Raw genomic sequence first — 20,272 nt, forward strand, 5'->3', positions numbered from 1 at the left:
AATTAAATATAGAGTAATAAAAGTTGACTAATATGAGAGGGGAATTGTAATGAACAAATTATCAACAAAGTTAGTAGTAGCAATCGGTATTGGAGCAGCATTATACGGGATATTAGGACTTTGGGGATTTTCTATTGCACCGAATACATTTATTAAACCAGCATTAGCTATATTAACTGTTTTTGGAGCATTATTTGGTCCAGTGGTAGGACTCTTAATCGGACTTATCGGTCATACCGTAACAGATACGATTGCTGGATGGGGGATTTGGTGGGGCTGGGTTATTAGTTCAGGGATTATTGGTTTTTCGATGGGTCTTATTCAAAAAAGAGTTGGTTTTAGTGTGAAAAACGGGTCGTTTAACAAGGGGCATATTTCTTATTTAGCAATTACTGGGTTAGTTGGTATTGTCATTGCTATTATATTTGCTGGGGCATTCGATATTATTGTGATGGGAGAACCATTTGACAAAATTGTTATACAAGTATTAGGAGCAACAATTTCCGATGTTATCGTTTTCTTAGTAGTTGGATTGCCACTTACAATTGGCTTGACAAAATCTAATAAGAAACATACACATTTAAAAATTGAAAAGTAGGGATGTTAACATGAAACCAATTATTTCGTTTGAACAATTCACCTTTCAATATGGGCATGCTGCGCAGCCTACTTTAAGTGATATTACCTTTCATATATACCCTGGGGAAAAAGTACTAATTGCTGGACGAAGTGGTTCAGGAAAGTCGACATTAGCTCATTGTATAAATGGGCTAATCCCATTTTCTTACGAAGGGACTAGTACAGGTAACGTTTTAATTGCCGGTAAAGACCCGAGGGAAGGAAGTATTTTTGAACAAAGTAAGCAGGTAGGAACAATTTTGCAAGATCAAGATGCTCAATTTATTGGTCTGACAGTAGAAGAAGATGTAGCTTTTTATTTAGAAAATGAATGTGTAAAGCAAGATGATATGAAAAAGATTGTTTCGGACTCATTAAGAAAGGTGAAGATGCATACGTTTCATAAACAAAGTCCACATGAATTATCAGGAGGTCAAAAGCAAACAGTTTCTCTAGCTGGTTTATTAACAACAAATGCGGATATATTATTGTTCGATGAACCGTTAGCGAACTTAGATCCACTAAGCGCCGTACATACGATAGAACTTATGAAAGATATACATGAGCAATATAATAAAACGATTGTTATTATCGAACATAGGATAGAAGAAATTTTAAAGCTGGATTTAGACAAAGTTATATTAATTGATGAAGGTAAAGTCATTGCAATAGGAACACCAAAAGAAATCTTAGCGTCAAATATATTGCCACGTATTGGCTTAAGAGAGCCTATTTACATCGAAGCATTAAAGAGATTACATTTTGATCGTAATAATGACGTAATATATCCAATGGAAAACCTTCAAAAAGAAAAGGTAGGCAACGTTCTAAAAGAGTGGATGGAGAAACAAGTCATATTAAAAGGTAATACTAAAAACAAGGAATTACTTAAAGTGGAGAATTTATCATTTTCATACCCTAATAAACAAAAAGTATTAGAAAATGTAAACCTTTCAATATATGAAGGAGAAATTGTGGCACTGTTGGGACATAATGGAGCAGGGAAATCCACATTAGCTCATAGTCTTATAGGCATAAACAAAATGAAAAATGGGAAAATCTTGTTAGAAGGTGAAAATATTAGTTCTTGGTCTATTCGTAAACGTGGGGAAATCATATCTTACGTGATGCAAAATCCAAATCATATGATTACACAGCCTACTGTTTTTGAAGAAGTTTCATTTACATTAACATTACATAATTTTTCTAAGGAAGAAATTAAGAATAGAGTAGAAGGAACTTTAAAAATTTGTGGTTTATATCCATTTCGTAATTGGCCAATTCAAGCACTAAGCTATGGGCAAAAAAAGAGATTAACAATCGCATCTGTATTAACAACAAATCCTAAGCTTATCATATTAGATGAACCGACAGCGGGACAAGATTATTATCATTATAAACAATTTATGTCGTTTATTAAAAAACTAGCTAAGAAGGGTATTTCATTTATTTTTATTACTCACGATATGAATCTCGCACTAGAATATGCAGACCGTGCAGTAGTTCTACATGAAGGGGAAATTATTGCGGATAATACAGTGTCTAATGTATTTGGTGATCAAGAAACGTTACAAATAGCTAACTTAAGAGAGAGTTCTTTAACCAAGCTTGTTAAATTTAGTGGGATTGCATGTCCGGAAAAATTTATGGAACTTTATTTAGATAGTAATAGGAGGGAGGAAGGTGCATAGTACATATTTTCATCGTATGGATGGGGTAGTGAAATTGTTTTTATTTATTTTTTGTATGACGCTTACTTTTTTGTTTTTTGATTTTCGGGTGTTGCTAATACTATTTATTATTGGGTGTATCGGACTCAGCATTGCTAAAATTCCATTTTGTAAAATTTTAATTGTTTTTAGTGTCATATTTACATTTAGTTTATTAAACTCTGTCATGATTTTATTTATTACACCAACTCATGGATCTGAATTAACTGAATCATATACCGCGTTTTTACATATTGGATATGCAACGATTACATATGAAACATTATTTTATGCAGCTACACTTTCATTAAAGTATTTTACGTTATTACCATTTACACTTCTTTTTATTTACACGACAGATCCAAGCGAATTTGTAAGTAGCTTAAGTAAACTTGGTATTCATTATAAGATTACATATGCAGTAAATATTGCACTACGTTATATTCCTGACATCCAGTCTGAGTATAAAATTATTAAACACGCGCAAGAAGCGAGAGGAGTGGCTTTTGAAAAAGGAGAAGCAAATATATGGGTTCGTATGAAGAATCGTGTTTTAATTTTCTGGCCGCTAATCATTCATTCTCTAGAAAGAATAGATACGATTTCAAATGCAATGGATTTAAGAGGATTTGGAAAGAAGGATAAACGTACATGGTTTTATACAAGTAAGGCGAAACGTGAAGATTTCATCGTTTTATTTGCCGGTGTTTTCATATTCATTGCTGCGGTATATTTAAAATTAAACGTATTTCAAAACTTTTGGTATCCATTTTAAAGCACTCTTTAAACGAGTGCTTTTACTTATTTTTATGTAGACATGCTCAAAAAAGGGATATATACATAATGTATAATACGAACCAGTTAAAATGATCAACTACCTATTAGTTTTCAAACCAAAAGGAGGAGAAAATATGAGTTACGGTGGTTCTTGTGGTTTTGGTGGAGGTTTCGCTTTACTAGTTGTGTTATTCATTCTATTAATAATTGTAGGATGCAGCTGCTGGGGCGGAGGATACTAATTTTTAATTAGTCTTCACAAATGTAAACTAAAAAAACATTGAAGATACTTATGTATCGAAACAAATAAAAAAGGAGCAACTATGCTCCTTTTTTATTTGTTTAAATGCGTATTCTCACTATATTTCGGGAACGTAATCGTTAAAGTCGTTCCTTTACTAACGATACTTCGGATTTTTAAACTTCCATGCATCGTCTCAATAATTTTAACAGCAACCATCGTACCTAAACCAGTTCCTTTTGTTTTTGTACTAAAATACGGTTCACCGAATCGATGTATTTGCTCCTGTGACATTCCAACTCCGCTATCTTCAATTCGTATTTCAACTTTACTATTATTGATAGATGAGGAAATATTTAAGGTACCACCATTCGGCATTGCTTCAATACTGTTTTTTATTAAGTTTAAAAAACATTGTTGAAAGTGCTGTTTATTACCAACAATGGTTGCCTCAGAAAAATCCTGTGTAATATGTATCGTATTCATATTACACAATGGCAATATCATATTAATAACTCGATTTAACTCTTGCTTTACTGAAATTTGATCTAATTTTTCTGGAGCAGGTTTGGCAAACGTTAAGTAATCATCGATAATTTCTTGGGCACGATTTAACTCTTCAAGTATATGTTTAATATATTCGTCTCTTGATTCAGGAGTTAAATTTGGTGTTTTTAAAAGCTGTGTAAATCCTTTTACAACCGTTAAAGGATTCCTTACTTCGTGCGATATACTTGCAGCGAGTTGGCTAACAATCTCCATTTTTTCCATTTTAATTAATTTTGAGCGCATTAATACAGCATCTTTTATAACTTCATTTATATAAACAATAAATAACATTAAAGTAGTCGGTAATACCATGAAATAAATAATATACAAATTATTCACTTCAAAATCTGATAAAGTTAATACAATTACAGTTGTAAATATTGCTAGGAAAAAGGTTAAAAACATGGAAAAAGCTACTTTAAGCTTTCTATTATATGTATTAAATTTTGAAGATGCGAGTGCTGTAACGATGAACATTATTCCGTAAACAACGACTGTCAGCATATTAAAGCCATAAAATATAAATCTTGTAATTAATAAAATTGTAAACAATATGATACCGACAGGGAATCCACCATAAAGCGTACCTATTATGACCGGAATTTGTCTTAAATCATGAATACAACTTTCATCCATATAGATAGGGTATCGCATACATAAAATAAGCGGGATACTAGAACAAAGGGTAATCAGTAATATTTTGTATTTTTTCAAATAATGCCTGCTATCATATATGAAATAAAAAACAAATATACTACATAAAATGTATAGAAGATTATTTAATACGTTTTGATTAATATAAACAAAGTCCATAATATTTGCCTCGTTATTCTGAATTTCCTTTTCATATGTATTATACATGATTATAGTATAAACTCTATATTTCTTTTAATAATTTAAGGTTATATATTTTCTGCATTAGCCACTTTTAACCACGCTTCGTAGAATTCTGTAACTGATGCATACCGTTCTGCTCGATTGTTATTTACAGCACGATACGCTACCTCATATAATTCCTTACTTGCTTCCCATTTTATAAAAGAACGATCTTTTTCACCGCCTAAAAGTGAGAAAGCCATTGCTCCCATATTAAATACATTTGTTCTTTCATCAATTGTTGCGTTTAGTTCAAATTCCTCTGGTGACATAAAACGGGAGGAACCCCATAGCCGGCCCATTTTATTTATGTAAGGTTTCTTACTGTATAAATCTATATCACAAATTTTTGTTTCGTTTGTATTAAAATTATATAAAATACTACCGTCATAAAAATCTATTGCTACATAGTTTTTCTTTTCTACATAAGTATGGAAAGAAAAAAGGGAATGTAAGGAATGAATTCGTTCTATAGCAGATAAATGTCTAAATTTATAAAATGGAGAGTTTGGATTTTTATATTTCTCAGGAGGTGGGAAACTCCAATGCGAATGAAGACATTCACCATCAAACCAATCGAAAATTAATACATATCCAGATTGGACTGGAAAATGATCAATTAGTCTTATGAGCGATTCATGCTTTAAATCTTCATAGATAGTAACTGAATTTTTTAGCCTTTTAATAGCGTGACCCGTTGTTCCTTCAAATGCAATTGTTTGTGCTCCTGCGTATTTGATAAATTTCTTATGCCCATCTTTTTCTACACCAAAACTTATATTACCTGAGTCTTGCTGGTCAAAAACTGCAAATACGGTTCCTAATTTAATAAGCCAATCAAAATTATGATATTCTTTTAATTGGAATGTTACGTTATTTAACTGAATTTCCACGGAATTATCTTTCATAGATTACCTCACATTTAATATAATTATGTTGTACATTCCACTATTCGACATATTTTATGGAAATCCTATGCTAATAATATAAAATTTTATAAATATAATGATAAACACTTATAAAGAGGTGAATACAATGGATCAACAAATTGTTATTAAAGCATATCAAAAAGACTGGGTTGAAGAGTATATAAAAGAAAAAGAGAAATTCTGTTCCTTGTTAGGACAAGAAATAATTGCTGTTGAACATATAGGAAGCACAGCAGTAGAAGGATTAGGAGCTAAACCTCTTATTGATATGATGATTGGCGTAACAGACTTACAAATTACTGAAAACTGGATTGAAGTTCTATCGGAAATTGGATATGAATATGTTCCAAAAGATACAACCAATTGGCGTTTTTTTAGAAAGGGAAAATGGAGAGCGGGTACTCATCATTTGCATATTTATATTTATAATAGTGATGAGTGGAGAAACAATATTTTATTTCGTGACTTTCTAATAAGGCATGAATGGGCACGTAAAGAATATAGAGAATTAAAAGAGATGCTTGCTATTACATATGCTTTTGATCGTGTCTCATATACAAAGGCGAAAGCGCCGTTTATTCGAAAAATATTAGAATTGGCTAGAACTCAATGAATTTATAGATTCCTATCTAACTAGTTTTGAAACCTCTTCCTATACTTTTTATAGGGAGGGGATTTTTTTCATGTCAAAATATATAATTTCTAATTATTGGAGGCAAACTATTTTATTTATTTTGATATTTCTAGTACATTGGAAATATTAAGGGGGAATTAAGCAATGAAAGCTATTGTACATCAATATGAAAAAGGATTAGAGGGGTTAGAATATAAATTTCTACCTGAGATAAGTCCTAATGCAGGTGAAGTAAAAGTCAAGTTAAAAGCTGCAGGATTAAATCATAGGGATTTATTTATTATAAATAATAGAAAAGAAATGGATCTACCATTAGTAATAGGGTCAGATGGATCAGGAATTGTTACAGAAATAGGAGAAGGAGTTTCAAATATTACACTACATACAGAAGTTATTATTAATCCTAGTATTGGATGGGAACATGCTACTGAAGTACCGGAGTTACCGGAAGTGCTAGGTGGACCAAAAGATGGAACGTTTGCTGAATATGTAATTGTACCAGCTGAAAATGTAGTAGAAAAGCCGTCATATCTTACTTGGGAAGAATCAGGTGTTTTATCTTTATCCGCATTAACTGCATATAGAGCGCTTTTTACAAAGGGTAGATTGAAGTGCGGTGAACATGTTTTAATTCCGGGAATAGGAGGTGGTGTAGCTACATTTGCCATGTTATTCGCGAAAGCAATCGGCGCAAAAGTGAGTGTTACTTCAAGGGTAGAGAATAAAAGGGAACTTGCTGAAAAATATGGTGCAGATATTTCTTTTAATAGTACCGGAAATTGGGAAGAGAGCTTACAAGGTGAAAAAGTAGATTTAATAATAGATAGTATAGGCCCGGCAACTTTCTTGAAATATTTTGATGTATTAAAACCAAATGGAAGAATCGTGAATTTTGGTGCAAGCTCAGGAGATACAATTGAATTACCATTACGCGCATTATTTTATAATCAAATTGATATTATGGGAACATCCATGGGTAGCCGTGAGGAATTTAATGAGATGATAAAGTTTATTGAAAAATATCAAATTAAACCAATTATTGATAAGGTTTACTCGTTAGAAGAAGCAATTAGTGCACTAAGCCGTATGGAACATGGGGAACAATTCGGAAATATTGTACTTCAAATGAATTAAAAAATATGATTTTGCAATTAGTATATTTAAATGAATATGTTATGTATTTCAAACATGAAAAAAATACGAACCGCCTTATTATAAAGGCTTACCGGCTTTATACATAAATAGCGTATAAAATTTGTTTTATAATTGTCACATGAGTAATAGTAAAATGAGAATTAGATGAAAAAAGTTTAAGCCTATTTTCATAATGGTATTGTATACTGTGTAAATCACGAACACTTGTATGTAAGGAGAGAGTTTAATGAATTACACAGTATTTCAGTGGTTTAATAATTTTGCTGATTCATCCAAACTATTAGATACGTTAATGATTGCTATTACAAATAGCGCTGCATACGTAGCCGTTCTATTTATGTTTATCTTATGGTTTAATAATGGAAAGAAAGAAAAGGCAATTAGAAAACAATATACAGTTTTATATACGACGCTTTCGGTTATTATTGCATTATTAGTAAATGTTCTTATACACGCGGTATATTACCATCCACGTCCGTTCGTATCACATGATGTACATCAATTAGTACCACATGCAGCAGATTCATCATTCGTTAGTGATCATTCTGTACTTGTATTTTCAATCGCCTTCGTATTTATTCTTAGAGGAGAAAAACTGAAATATATCGCGCTATTATGGGCAGTACTAGTCGGTATATCACGTATGTACGTAGGTGTTCATTATCCTTTAGATATACTTGGTGCAGCATTCTTAACACTTATTACGAGTGCTTTAGTAATGCAAAGTACACGTATGTTTGAACCAATAGCGAAACTTGTATTCAAAATGTATGCATTAGTAGCGAGACGAATTCCTTTCTTAGCGAAATATAACCATATCGCATAATTTTCCTATAAAAAGTTCCCCTTTGGACATCCAGAGGGGAATTTTTTTATAGGAAATACGAAAAGAGTTTAGAGTGCTCTGTAATCAAGTTGTACTAATTAATATTCTGAAATTTCACGCACCGTATTTTAAATATATAAAATAATAACACAAAATAACAATAGTCAGTTTCGCATTGTTTTAAAGGAATTAAAAAGAAAACTTCGAAACATATAGTATTGCAAACAAAAACTACAAATTTAAAAACGGATCTTCGTACGAATCCATTCCAAAAGAGAGGAGATAAGTATGCAAAAACTCCAAACGAATAAAGGCGCTCGATATATGATGATTGCTTTTATTGTTTTGTTTCTTATTATGATTTTGCGTATATTCTACATTCAGGCAATAGGAGTCGTGCATAATGTGAATGTAAAGGATCTCGCGAATGAACAACATAATAAAAAAGGTGTTTTAGAAGCGAATCGTGGCACTATCTATGATCAAACCGGAAAGGTGTTAGTACAAGATTCTACAACGTATCGAGTTGTTGTGAATTTAAAAGGAAAAGATAAAGTGAAAAATAAAGATGAAACCGCACAACAATTAGCCGATGCGCTTGGAATTGATAAAGAAGAAGTATTAAAAAACTTTCATGAAGGGCGTACACAAGTTGAAATTGGAAAAATTGGTCGGAATTTATCTAGGGAAACGAAAGAAAAAATTAATAATTTAAAAATACCAGGTGTATCTTTTATGTCGGAAAAAGCAAGAGTGTATCCGAATGAAGACTTTGCATCCTATATACTTGGTTTTGCTAGACCAGATGATAAAGGGAATACGGAAGGGAAGTTTGGGCTTGAAAAGAGTTTGGATAAATATTTGCGCTCTACAAACGGAAATATAGAATATGTGGGTACACGAAGGGGAATTCCGCTTACAAATGATATAGGTAAAGTAGAACCAGCTAAAAATGGGAATAACGTATATTTAACGCTTGATAAACAAATTAATAGTTTTTTAGAAGAAGCGATGAACAAAGCGCAAGAACATTATGATCCTTCTATGTTAATTGGCATTATTGCTGATCCAAAAACAGGAAAGGTTTTAGCGATGTCTAGTAAACCTAGTTACAATCCTAATGTAGGTGATATCGAATACTTTTTAAATGACCCGATTGCAAATGCATATGAACCAGGTTCAACAATGAAAGTTTTTACATTAGCAGCTGCCATTAATGAAGGTGTATATAACGGAAAAGAATATTTTCAATCTGGAAAATATTCCGTTGGTTCATCTGATATAAAAGACCATAATGGTGGATTTGGATGGGGATCAATTACATTTGATGAAGGATTTGAAAGGTCATCAAACGTAGCTTTTTCTATTTTAGAAGATCAGTTACTGAAACCAAATAAATTTAAGCAATATATGAATAAATTTGGATTCAATCAAAAAACAGGGATAGATTTACCTGGAGAAAGGAAAAATACTTTATTATTAAATACACAAATTCAACAGGTTACAACTTCTTTCGGTCAAGGTTCTACAGTAACTCCGATTCAATTAATCCAAGCGGCTACTGCTATAGCAAATGACGGGAAAATGATGCAACCATATATCGTTGATAAAGTTGTAAATCCAACAAACAAAGAAGTTATTATGGAAAATCAACCGAAAGAAATTGGGAATCCGATAAAAAAAGAAACAGCGGACAAGGTTAGAAGCTTAATGGAGCGTGTTATAACATCTTCAAAAGGAACTGGTACAATGTATAAGGTGGATGGTTATCCAATTGGAGGTAAGACAGGAACAGCACAAATCCCGAATCCTGAAAATGGCCGATATATGGAAGGGAAAGAGAATTACATTTTCTCCTTTTTAGGAATGGCTCCAATTGACGATCCGGAGTTAATCGTATACTTAGCTATTAAGCAGCCAAAGTTAAAAGGAGATGAGTATGGAGCTCAGCCTCTTGCTGAAATATTTAAACCTGTTATAAAAAACAGCCTTGAATATTTAAAGGTGAAACCGTATACAGAAAAACAAATAGCTGATGCAGCGAAACAATCTCAATTAAAAGTACAAAATTATGTAAATCAATCGATGGATACAATAGAGAAAAGTGTAGAAAAAGAGAAGCTACAGCCGGTAATTTTAGGAGAAGGAAAAATAATAAAACAATATCCACAGTCTGGCGAGGTAATAAGTGAAGGTGATCGGATATTTTTATTAGGGAATAACGCACAAATGCCAAATGTAAAAGGGTGGTCCATGCGTGATGTTATGTATTTCTCTAAACTTTTGAAATTAGATTTGAAAACTTCTGGTACGGGTTATGTAACGAGTCAAAGTATTGAAAAAGGACAAGATTTAAAAGAAGGAGATACACTAGAACTAGAATTAGAACCGCCGTTACAACCGTTAACAGAGGCGAATACGAATTAATCCAGGCATTTGGAAAGAGCTATATGCAAATAGCTCTTTCTTTAGAGTTGCGAGTAATTTCACGCACCGTAATTTTTAGAAAAAATAATAAATAAAAGAACTAACAGTGACACGTTGTTAAATATCTGATTATTGTTTATTTACAGTTAAATTTATATGTGATAATATGGAAAAAATAAATGTAGTGAAGAGAAGAGTAAATAAAATGAATTTTTCACAGAGAGCTCCATGTAGCTGAAAAGGAGTAAAAATTCTTTATTGAACCAAGCCTCTGAGCAGCACATCGGAACCTATTATTAGGGGATGGTGTGACGGGAGCTCCCGTTATAGAGCTATGGTATAAGCATGAATTAGAATGCAGTACCTGATAAGGTTAGTATGGTGACATATTAACAAACTAGGGTGGCACCGCGATGATAAATCTCGTCCCTAAGATTAAAAGTCTTGGGGGTGGGATTTTTTTATTGTTGTAAAACAATTTTGAAAGCGGGGGCCAAAAATGAAAAATTTTCTTAAAGATTGGAAATATCCTTTATTACTACTGTCCGGTGTTGGTATTGCGAATTTAGGGGCATGGATTTACTTAATAGCACTGAATGTACTTGTCTATCATATGGGTGGCTTAGCCTTAGCTGTCGCTACTTTATATGTAATAAAACCATTAGCCACTTTATTTACAAACGCTTGGTCTGGGAGTATGATTGATCGTTTAAATAAACGGAAATTAATGATTCACCTCGATATATATCGTGCGTTATTTATCGCTATTTTACCTTTACTTCCGTCACTTTGGATTGTTTATGTATTCGTATTCTTTATAAGTATGGCCAGTGCAATTTATGAGCCAACTGCTATGACGTATATGACGAAATTAATTCCAGTAGAGCAAAGACAACGTTTCAACTCATTACGTACTTTAATAGGATCTGGTGCATCATTAATTGGACCAGCAGTAGCGGGGGGATTATTAATTGCAGGTACACCAGAGTTTGCTATATATATGAATGCTATAGCATTTCTCTTATCAGGATTCATTACATTACTTTTACCTAATCTTGATAAGAAAGAAGCTTCGGATACAACAAGTAATACATTATCTCTTACAGTATTAAAAAAAGATTGGAACACTGTTATAAATTTTAGTAGAAAACATGTGTATGTCGTATGTGTGTATTTCTTATTTCAAAGTATGTTCGTATTAGCAACTGCTACTGATTCACTTGAACTATCGTTTGCGAAAGAGGTATTACTACTAACAGATAGTGAATATGGTTTTCTAGTTAGTATAGCTGGTGCAGGATTTATTTTAGGTGCCATAACAAATACAATTTTGTCAAAGAAATTAGCACATTCATTTCTAATTGGAATAGGATCATTATTCATCGCAATTGGTTATTTAATTTATGCTTTTTCAAATATATTTTTAATAGCTGCTATTGGATTCTTTATTTTATCTTTCTCTATGGCATATGCAAATACAGGATTTTATACGTTTTACCAAAATAACGTTCCCGTTCATATAATGGGACGGATCGGAAGTATATATGGACTTGTTATTACGTTAGTAACAATCTTTATTACAATATTATCTGGTGTTGCGACTCAGTTCATTTCTATACAACTTGTAGTTATTGTAGTCTCATTGATCATGTTATTTATTACTATCGTCTTGTGTGTGTTTACTTTATTCCCATCACAATCTAAGTTGTATTCTACTGAATCAATAAAGTGAAACTTTAATCAGGGGGCATCCCCCACTGATTATCAGCCCTCACCAATCGGACTTTTACGGGCAGCAGGGTCCCCACTTAACTTCTTTGCTTTCGCTGAATTTTGAGATGAGGGTCCTACTGCCCACAAATAGCGGAATACATTCGAAATGAACTTTGTGTTCTCATTAACAATTTATCGTATTTAATAAGGGGAAAGAACAATACCGAAAGATAAGGGTGGTTGTTGTGATAAAAACAAAAGATGAAATTAATAAAATTGTAAAAGAAATACAAAAGAAAATAGATTTCTCTGGGGTAGTTTTAGTAAAAAAAGAAAAAGACATAATCTATGAAAAAGCAATGGGTTACGCAAACAAAAGTGAATGTATAAACAATACGATACAAACAAGATTCGGCATTGCCTCAGGATGTAAAATTTTTACTGCAATTGGAATCTGTCAACTTGTTGAAAAAGGTGTTATTTCTTTTCATACAAAATTAAAGGATTGTCTAGAGATAAAACTTCCAAACTTCGATGAAGATATTACAATACATCAACTACTAACGCATAGCTCTGGTATACCAGATTATTTTGATGAAAGTATTATGGATAACTTCGAGGATCTTTGGAAACAAACACCTATGTATCTATTAAAGAGCTTAAAAGACTTTTTACCATTATTCCAAAACAGTAATATGATGTTTGCACCTGGGAGTAAGTTTTACTACAACAACGCAGGTTTTATCATACTTGGATTAATAATAGAAGAACAGACGGGACTTAAATTTACGGAGTATATAGAAACAAACATTTTTAATTCGATTGGCATGAATGATTCTGGCTATTTTTCGTTAGATAAATTACCAAGACATACAGCTCTAGGGTATATAAAGGACGAAACCAACCAAAATTGGAGAACAAACGCTTACGCTATACCAATAAAAGGAGGGGCTGATGGAGGTGCATATGTTACTGCACCAGACATGTTGAAATTTTGGGCGGCACTATTTAATAATGAAATTTTAGGAAAGGAATATACAAAGTTACTTTTAACTCCCCACATTCATGTAAATGATAAACAGTCTTACGGATATGGAATATGGATTGAAACACGAGAAAACAAGGTATTTAAATATCATGTAATGGGATATGATCCAGGCGTCAGTTTTCGCTCGGCCATATATCCAGAATTAGGAATCACTTTAGTTATTCCATCGAATAAAGGGGCAGGACCTGAAAAATTAATGACAGAAATAGAAAGAGCTTTTTAATTATATGGATATAAAAGAAGAGATACGAAAATAATTTAAACGGGTTTATGATTGTTTCTGTTCTGAAAAATATTTTAGTTAACGAGGACCCCTTTATTTATTAAATAAGGGGTTTTTGTAATTCTGCACAATTACATATGTTTATATGGATTTTTAAATTAAAAAACATTACTATATAATTGTAAATTTAAATTATTAATTCATATGAAAGGATGTGTTAACAATTTGTATATGATCAACGGTAGTTTGTTTATTATTTTAGGGGTTATTTGTTATTTAATTGTACGTGGAATATTAATTGGTACAAAAAATAAAAAACATATGATTTGGTGGAAAGAAATAATAAGTTTTTTATTCGTGGTCTACATTTGTATGGTTGTTGCAGTAACTTTATTCCCTTTACCAATCGGTTTTCCTTCTAATATTGAAAATCTGAATCGCTCGGTCAATATAATTCCATTTACATCAATTATTAAAGACATCAATCAAATTGGTAGTGCTTATGATGGGGATGCCCTATTTATGATTGGTCTAATTGTAAGAAATGTAGGCGGGAATATTTTATTATTAATGCCTTTAGGATTTTTAGCACCAATTTTATGGGATAAATATAAAAAGTTCAAAAATACTATTTTATTGGGATTTACTATATCAGTTAGTATTGAATTGCTACAATTAATTCAGTCTTTATTTAGTGGAGTGGGACGTATTACTGATATTGATGATGTGATCTGTAATGTTATAGGTTCTATTATTGGATATTCTATTTATAATATCTTTTTAAAAGCCATTAATAAATTTAACATTCGAGTGTTGGGTAAAACTAATTCTAAAGGTGTGGAATTAGTTGATAAATAGGAGTTTAAACGAGTTATTAAAGGCGTACGAGTAAAAAGTACGTCTTTTTATTTTTATAAATAATGCTTAAGGCTGATGAGAAATCACATTTTCCATCTTACACTTGAAAGTAGCTATCGTATTTCAAGTATGGAATGAAAAGAGGAGAATATAATTTTTAAAGATAAACAAGTTTATAGGAGGATTCTAAATGGATATTTTACTTGTTGTTCTTATTATTGTTTTGATGCAAAGTAAAGAACGAAAAGTGAAAATAAACCGTATTTGGCTCATTCCGGCTTTGTTGTGCTTTGTAACAATCCAGTCCATTATTCATATGGGAAAAATAACTTTGCTGCAAGGACTACTGTTTGTTGTAATGCTTGGAATCGGCTTAGGTCTTGGAATTATACGAGGAAGAGCTTTAACATTTCGAGTAGATAGTGAAACAGGTCATGTACTACGAAAAGGAAATTGGGTAAGTACAATAATCCTTCTTGTTATTTTAGGAGCAAAAATTATAATTAAACAAAGTATGTTTTCTGGTAGTACACACCAGACATTAATGGTTGTAACAAACGCCTTTTTATGTATTACATTAGGCACCGTGATTAGTAGACGTTATTATATTTGGAAAAAATATAATGAATTAACACAAAAAGCGTAAATACATTCACCCCTTGTTTAACATTGCTAAGAACGGTAATACTAATTAACATTGAACTTTTACAACAAGGGATGATAATATGATATACATTTACACAGACTTCGGCGGTACTCATACAACTTCACTTGCTGCAGCGTATCATTTAAATAAATTACCAACGGATCGTAAGTTAACGAAAGAAGAAATTTTGAATGTAGATTACTTTAATAAATTGAAAACAGAAGATATGGGAAAAATTATTTTTCATGGAATTGATGAACATGGTCATCCTGTATATACGATTGGATGTGGCGCATCAAAAGTTGTTGTACCTGCGATGAAGCATTTAGGAGAAATCTTGCAAAAACATTATCAAAGTCATGAAAAAATTATTTTTTCTAATACATCACCAACTGTACCTTTACCAATGACTTTTGGTGGTCTGTTTTCTAGAAGGTTCCATATCGATTTTATTGGCGTACCGTTACTCGTATGGGGAGCAAAAATTTGCTGTGATAATATACAAAGGCTTGTTAGTTATACAAAAGAAGCTGGAAGATTAACGAATGATTATGTTGTAATTTTAGATAATGAAACTTTTAAATAGTATATGATAAGAAGAAAATCGAGCAAATTCCTTGATTTTCTTTTTTATTTGTGAAATAGACAAGAAATAGTCACATTTAATATACATCTACTATAGCCAAAACAATAAAGTCCTGTTACTATTACAGGGATATTCTCTTTTTATAACATAAATATATAGAAAAATTAGAAAAGAGGAATTGAATTAAGGGAGGAACAACATGAAGCGTGTTGCTTGGATTACTGATAGTACAACTGCGAATTTAAAAACAGAAGGAGATAACTTTGTTATCCCAATCGAAGTTATTATTGATGGAATGTCGTACAAAGATTGTGAAGAAGGTGTACGTGAACGTGTTTATAATGCGTTAAACGAAGGTAAAACAGTCACTACTTCACAACCTAATATTGGGGAAATGGTAGAGTTATTTACGAAATGCAAAGAAGAATATGAAGAAGGATTTGCAGTTGCTATTAGCGGAAAAGTAAGTGGAACCTATCAAAATATGAAGCTAGCTGCAGAAATGGCAGGTTTTCCATTAACGGTATTAGACAGTGAAACAACAAGTTATCCAATGGATGAACTAATTAGAAAAGCGAAATCGTTATACAATGATGGTATGACTTTACAAGATATACACAAAACATTAGTAGATGAAAAAAGAAGACCTTTCCACGTATTCCCGAAAAGTTTAAAAGGCCTTTATGCAAGTGGTCGTGTAAAGGGCATTCAATTTTTACTTGGAAGTTTATTAAGTGTTAACTTAATATTAGAAGTAAAAGGTGGAGAGCTTTTACTTGAAAAGAAAGTTCGTAAAATCCAAAAATGTCGAGAATATATTAAAAATGAACTTGAAAAAGAATTACCAAAAGTACTTCACATGTTCCATGCTAATGATAAAGATGGAGCCGAGGAATGGATTGCAGATATTAGACAAGCATTCCCTGAAATGGATTTCAAATTATATCCATTACCAATTTCATTTGCGGTTCATGCAGGTGAAGGTACAATAGCAATTAGTTATTAAAATAAAACCCGTGAATTATTCACGGGTTTTTTATTTAATTAAAACAAAATGGGATCTCGACATATCTCCATCGAACTTAGTAATATTGCATTTTTAAACCATTGCTCAGCTAACCCTATGCAAATTTACAATTTTTAATGTCAATACTTCAAACTTGACATACTTATTGAGAAAGAGTGAGAATGAAAATATAACACTTATCCGATACATTCAGGGGTTATTAGTATTGGATTTATTTTTAAGGGGGATGTTTAATGAAACCAGAAATAATTATCAGAAATTTCTTTAAAGAAGTGCGTTCAGGGAGTAATCCGGATTTTTCAAATCGATATATGGCAGATAAAGTATTGGCACATCAAGTTATATCTGAAGAGGAACAAACAGTATATAGATCGCCAAAAGATTACGCTGAGCATGTAAGAGAGATGGTTGAAGTATATGGGAATTTCTCTTTAGAAATTCAAGAATTATTAGTACAAGATAGTAAAGTATATGTACGCTGGAAACAAGTAGGTACACACATAGGAGAAATAGATGGGTATGAACCTACAGGTCTCCCTATAATTCAAATAGCAAGTGCAGTGTATAGAATAGAAAACGGGAAAATTTCAGAGTATTGGATTCAAATTGATAGATCAGGAATTCAAAATCAATTAGAATACAATAAAAATATTCAATAAATTATCTTTAAGAATAATAGGAAAAAGCATAAAAACAAGATTTTTAAAACGATTATTTCTGTTACATAAAGGATACAAATCAATGTACTTTTTTACTGAAAGATTCATTCAAATTAATAAAAAGAGAGCATGTTTTAATAAATCTTTTAAAATATGCTCTCTTTTTATTGTTTCTATGTGTACTTACATCAGTTTGATGTAACATTATTATGCAGTAACAAGAAATATAGGCATCTGTTTATGAACCAAAAAAATAGTGACAATGGTTCATATGGTTTAAATTCGGTATACGCTAGTTAATAATGAAAATAATAGAATCAATTTGTAATGTGTATTTCGTTTTGCACTGTAAATCATTCATATTGAGTAATAGAATTGTAGAAATATATAATAGAATATTCGCACTAATATTTATACAGCTACAATCTATTTACATATAAGGTTATTAGGATTATATTGAAGATGAAAGAGAAAACAATAGATGGAAGGGGATGTTTTTTATGTTTAAAAAAGCAGCACTAGGGATTTCATCGTTAGCAATCACAGCGTTCGTCGGGTTAGGAATGGCAACAGAAGCTTCAGCTGGACCAGCAGCACCACTTACTTCACTAAACGTCGTACAAGTAGAGTCTGAGCTAGGCGGGGTAGAAACAATTAATCAGAACAGCTTCAGCACATCGCGTAACCACGGGGGAAAATACTTATATATTACAACGAAAGAAATGGGCTATGGCCAAAACCCATTTGCTAAAATGAATGGTTCTAATGTAAAAAGTATTGATTCCACTATAATTGGCGGAAGACCAATCGTTGGCTGGTATTATAAATGGGATGCTTCTGGACACCAACAAGGAACGTTTGAGTACCAAAAGACATCTATAAATTCACCATTTAATACAATGCGTACATCAATTTATATCCAATAATTTTGAAAGCGTTCGCACATATAAAATAGTCAAAGAAAAGGCACTCTTAGGAGTGCCTTTTCTTTGACTTGAATCACGTCCATCTATATTTACAATCCCGATTTCATAGCAAGAACACTTCCCATAAAACAATATCCTAAACGTCTATGAAATTAATATGAACGGGTAGTACTAGTCCTCTACAGTTAAAGTACGTAACCTTACATATTCCAACCCAATGAAAAAGGAAAAAAACTGTCGTACTTACGCCACAGTTTTTAATTTATCCATGAACTCATAGTTTAATTTTAAGTTTTTTAGATATATAGACATAACCGTACTACCTGCTACTCTTTTTTAAAATTCAAGATTAAAAAGAGTAGCTAAACTTAAATAAGCTTAGCTTGATGGATATGTGGCGGAACTCTAAAATTAATTACATCTTTTTCATAATATAAACAATTTTATATAGGGAGATGAAAGGATTTTTTAAAATAATAAAGAAGTATGTATAAACAAATATATAAATGGTAGTGATTAGGATGAAAATCAGTAAGTTTGCAGAAGTAAATAATGTAAGTGTAGATACGATTAGACATTATATGGATCTCGGACTCGTTATTCCTGAGAAAAAAGGAAGTCACTATTTCTTTGACGAGTATTGTCAAAAGGATATAGAACTTATATTAGAGTACAAATGGATAGGGTTTAGCTTGAATGAAATTAAAGAACTGTTTCTTTATAAAAATTTAGGGAAATCCTTAGACTATGAAAAGGATATTTTTTATCAATCTTTATTTAAAGTAAAATATGAAAAGATTGAACAAGAGATAAAAACCTTAAAGGAACGAAAAGATAAATTAAAGAAAACGTTAAATAATTTATCTATAGAAACTGAAATTTCGAGTTCAATTTTAGGGGTAGATTTAAAAGTACTTCATTTATTTAAATGTGTTAAGTGTAACGGAAATTTAATTCTTGAAGATGGCATTATTAATAAAAATCAAATTGTTGAGGGGAAATTAATTTGTAATTGTGGTGAAGAATACACGATTACTTCCGGAGTTTTAACAGCTGGAAAATTATTTGAGGTGTATAAGAGGAAATCACTTGAAGATTCTATTTCAGATTATATCCATGAAACGGATACTGCTTTTTTGGAAAATGTTCAAAGAGGAGGAGAATGGGCGAAAAAGAAACTAATGCAATTAGATTTAAATGAAAAAATACTACTTGATTTAGGGTCTGGTATTGGGTTCTTTTTACGAAATATTTATGAAGAACTACCGGAAGAGTGTTTATATATTGCTGTTGATCGAGATTTGAATAAACTTTTACTTTTAAAAGATGTAATTGAGAGAAGAAATGTGAAAAGAAATATTGTATTTATCTGTGCCGACTTTCTAAACATACCTATTCAGAATAATTCTGTTGATATTGTAATCGATCAATCAGGTACAAGTAATTATAGTTTTGAATATGAGGAGTTCTTATTGTGTGAATTAAATTCCCTTTTTAAACACAATTGTTATTTATTAAGTTCATTTATTTTATTTAATAAATTCAGCATAAATAGCCAAATTGCACCTAGACTCAGAGAGAATTTTACATCTGCAAAAGTAACAAAAGAAATCGAAAATTTACAGTTTCAATCTATTGATGAAAGTATTTCAAATTATTTGATACGAGGGGGAAGGTACGAGGATTTCTTTGTTCAAGGAGAAGAAATTTATACATATTCATTTTTCGGAAAAAGATGGGGTTAACCCCATCTTTTATTTATTTCCCCTTAAAACTTTTCAAATAGTACATATTGCTATTGGGTTGACCCAAGAACTTACAATGTACGTAACACAAAGTTAGGTA

The 20,272-nt window shown here is 31.7% G+C and carries 19 protein-coding genes and 1 other annotated feature; of the genes, 17 read left to right on the forward strand and 2 right to left on the reverse strand.

The genetic code is table 11. The features are described from left to right. The first annotated feature begins 49 nt into the window (after positions 1 to 49). The 4 genes from IBT51_RS11550 to IBT51_RS11565 all read left to right on the forward strand — a co-directional run bounded on the left by IBT51_RS11550 (position 50) and on the right by IBT51_RS11565 (position 3,346). Positions 50 to 598 carry an ECF-type riboflavin transporter substrate-binding protein gene (locus tag IBT51_RS11550; RefSeq protein WP_069355663.1) on the forward strand — a complete coding sequence of 183 codons (549 nt, stop codon included), beginning with the start codon at positions 50 to 52 and terminating at the stop codon, positions 596 to 598. A gap of 10 nt (positions 599 to 608) precedes the next feature. After that, on the forward strand, positions 609 to 2,309 hold the full coding sequence (locus IBT51_RS11555; RefSeq protein ID WP_161114291.1) for an ABC transporter ATP-binding protein: 1,701 nt from the start codon (positions 609 to 611) through the stop codon (positions 2,307 to 2,309). Next, positions 2,302 to 3,102: an energy-coupling factor transporter transmembrane component T family protein gene (locus tag IBT51_RS11560; RefSeq protein ID WP_075719272.1), complete on the forward strand. Its 801-nt coding sequence runs from the start codon at positions 2,302 to 2,304 to the stop codon at positions 3,100 to 3,102. The genes IBT51_RS11555 and IBT51_RS11560 overlap by 8 nt, the downstream gene beginning before the upstream one ends. A 136-nt stretch (positions 3,103 to 3,238) precedes the next feature. Next, positions 3,239 to 3,346 (forward strand): YjcZ family sporulation protein, encoded by a 108-nt coding sequence (locus tag IBT51_RS11565; protein ID WP_000120182.1) that lies wholly within the window; start codon positions 3,239 to 3,241, stop codon positions 3,344 to 3,346. A 92-nt stretch (positions 3,347 to 3,438) separates the two neighbouring features. Here the strand turns inward: IBT51_RS11565 and IBT51_RS11570 are convergent, their stop codons facing one another. Beyond that, on the reverse strand, positions 3,439 to 4,707 hold the full coding sequence (locus IBT51_RS11570; protein ID WP_053564335.1) for a sensor histidine kinase: 1,269 nt from the start codon (positions 4,705 to 4,707) through the stop codon (positions 3,439 to 3,441). An 89-nt stretch (positions 4,708 to 4,796) separates the two neighbouring features. Beyond that, positions 4,797 to 5,678 (reverse strand): serine/threonine protein kinase, encoded by an 882-nt coding sequence (locus IBT51_RS11575; RefSeq protein WP_200458300.1) that lies wholly within the window; start codon positions 5,676 to 5,678, stop codon positions 4,797 to 4,799. 127 nt (positions 5,679 to 5,805) lie between these two features. Between IBT51_RS11575 and IBT51_RS11580 the strand changes: the two genes are divergently transcribed. From IBT51_RS11580 to IBT51_RS11640, 13 genes are all read left to right on the forward strand, one after another. After that, positions 5,806 to 6,312 carry a GrpB family protein gene (locus IBT51_RS11580; RefSeq protein WP_053564328.1) on the forward strand — a complete coding sequence of 169 codons (507 nt, stop codon included), beginning with the start codon at positions 5,806 to 5,808 and terminating at the stop codon, positions 6,310 to 6,312. Between the two features lie 165 nt (positions 6,313 to 6,477). After that, entirely contained in the window at positions 6,478 to 7,467 is a 990-nt protein-coding gene (locus IBT51_RS11585) for a zinc-binding dehydrogenase (protein ID WP_053564327.1), read from the forward strand. Positions 7,468 to 7,714: 247 nt separating this feature from the next. Then, complete coding sequence (locus IBT51_RS11590; RefSeq protein ID WP_001110124.1) at positions 7,715 to 8,314, forward strand: undecaprenyl-diphosphatase; 600 nt, start codon at positions 7,715 to 7,717, stop codon at positions 8,312 to 8,314. Between the two features lie 288 nt (positions 8,315 to 8,602). After that, positions 8,603 to 10,741: a penicillin-binding protein gene (locus IBT51_RS11595; protein WP_200458299.1), complete on the forward strand. Its 2,139-nt coding sequence runs from the start codon at positions 8,603 to 8,605 to the stop codon at positions 10,739 to 10,741. A 175-nt stretch (positions 10,742 to 10,916) separates the two neighbouring features. Then, positions 10,917 to 11,175 (forward strand) — a binding site (T-box leader). Between the two features lie 65 nt (positions 11,176 to 11,240). Then, positions 11,241 to 12,473, forward strand: a complete 1,233-nt coding sequence (locus IBT51_RS11600) for an MFS transporter (protein WP_200458298.1) — start codon at positions 11,241 to 11,243, stop codon at positions 12,471 to 12,473. A 226-nt stretch (positions 12,474 to 12,699) separates the two neighbouring features. Then, positions 12,700 to 13,725, forward strand: a complete 1,026-nt coding sequence (locus IBT51_RS11605; RefSeq protein ID WP_200458297.1) for a serine hydrolase — start codon at positions 12,700 to 12,702, stop codon at positions 13,723 to 13,725. A gap of 225 nt (positions 13,726 to 13,950) precedes the next feature. Next, positions 13,951 to 14,583, forward strand: coding sequence for a VanZ family protein (locus IBT51_RS11610; protein WP_071732183.1), 633 nt, complete (start codon positions 13,951 to 13,953; stop codon positions 14,581 to 14,583). A gap of 190 nt (positions 14,584 to 14,773) precedes the next feature. Next, positions 14,774 to 15,229, forward strand: a complete 456-nt coding sequence (locus IBT51_RS11615) for a CcdC protein domain-containing protein (RefSeq protein ID WP_200458296.1) — start codon at positions 14,774 to 14,776, stop codon at positions 15,227 to 15,229. A 79-nt stretch (positions 15,230 to 15,308) separates the two neighbouring features. Beyond that, positions 15,309 to 15,815 carry a DUF3189 family protein gene (locus IBT51_RS11620; protein ID WP_000639421.1) on the forward strand — a complete coding sequence of 169 codons (507 nt, stop codon included), beginning with the start codon at positions 15,309 to 15,311 and terminating at the stop codon, positions 15,813 to 15,815. A gap of 199 nt (positions 15,816 to 16,014) precedes the next feature. After that, positions 16,015 to 16,821 (forward strand): DegV family protein, encoded by an 807-nt coding sequence (locus tag IBT51_RS11625; protein WP_000831926.1) that lies wholly within the window; start codon positions 16,015 to 16,017, stop codon positions 16,819 to 16,821. Positions 16,822 to 17,075: 254 nt separating this feature from the next. Further along, complete coding sequence (locus tag IBT51_RS11630; protein ID WP_053564321.1) at positions 17,076 to 17,501, forward strand: ester cyclase; 426 nt, start codon at positions 17,076 to 17,078, stop codon at positions 17,499 to 17,501. Positions 17,502 to 18,001: 500 nt separating this feature from the next. Next, the gene (locus tag IBT51_RS11635) at positions 18,002 to 18,427 is read left to right on the forward strand and encodes a DUF4879 domain-containing protein (protein ID WP_000472917.1); all 426 of its coding nucleotides are present in this window, start codon (positions 18,002 to 18,004) and stop codon (positions 18,425 to 18,427) included. 521 nt (positions 18,428 to 18,948) lie between these two features. Further along, positions 18,949 to 20,172, forward strand: coding sequence for a MerR family transcriptional regulator (locus IBT51_RS11640; protein ID WP_200458295.1), 1,224 nt, complete (start codon positions 18,949 to 18,951; stop codon positions 20,170 to 20,172). Positions 20,173 to 20,272 lie beyond the last annotated feature (100 nt).

The sequence above is a fragment of the Bacillus sp. S71 genome, assembly GCF_016625265.1.
GTDB lineage: Bacteria > Bacillota > Bacilli > Bacillales > Bacillaceae_G > Bacillus_A > Bacillus_A cereus.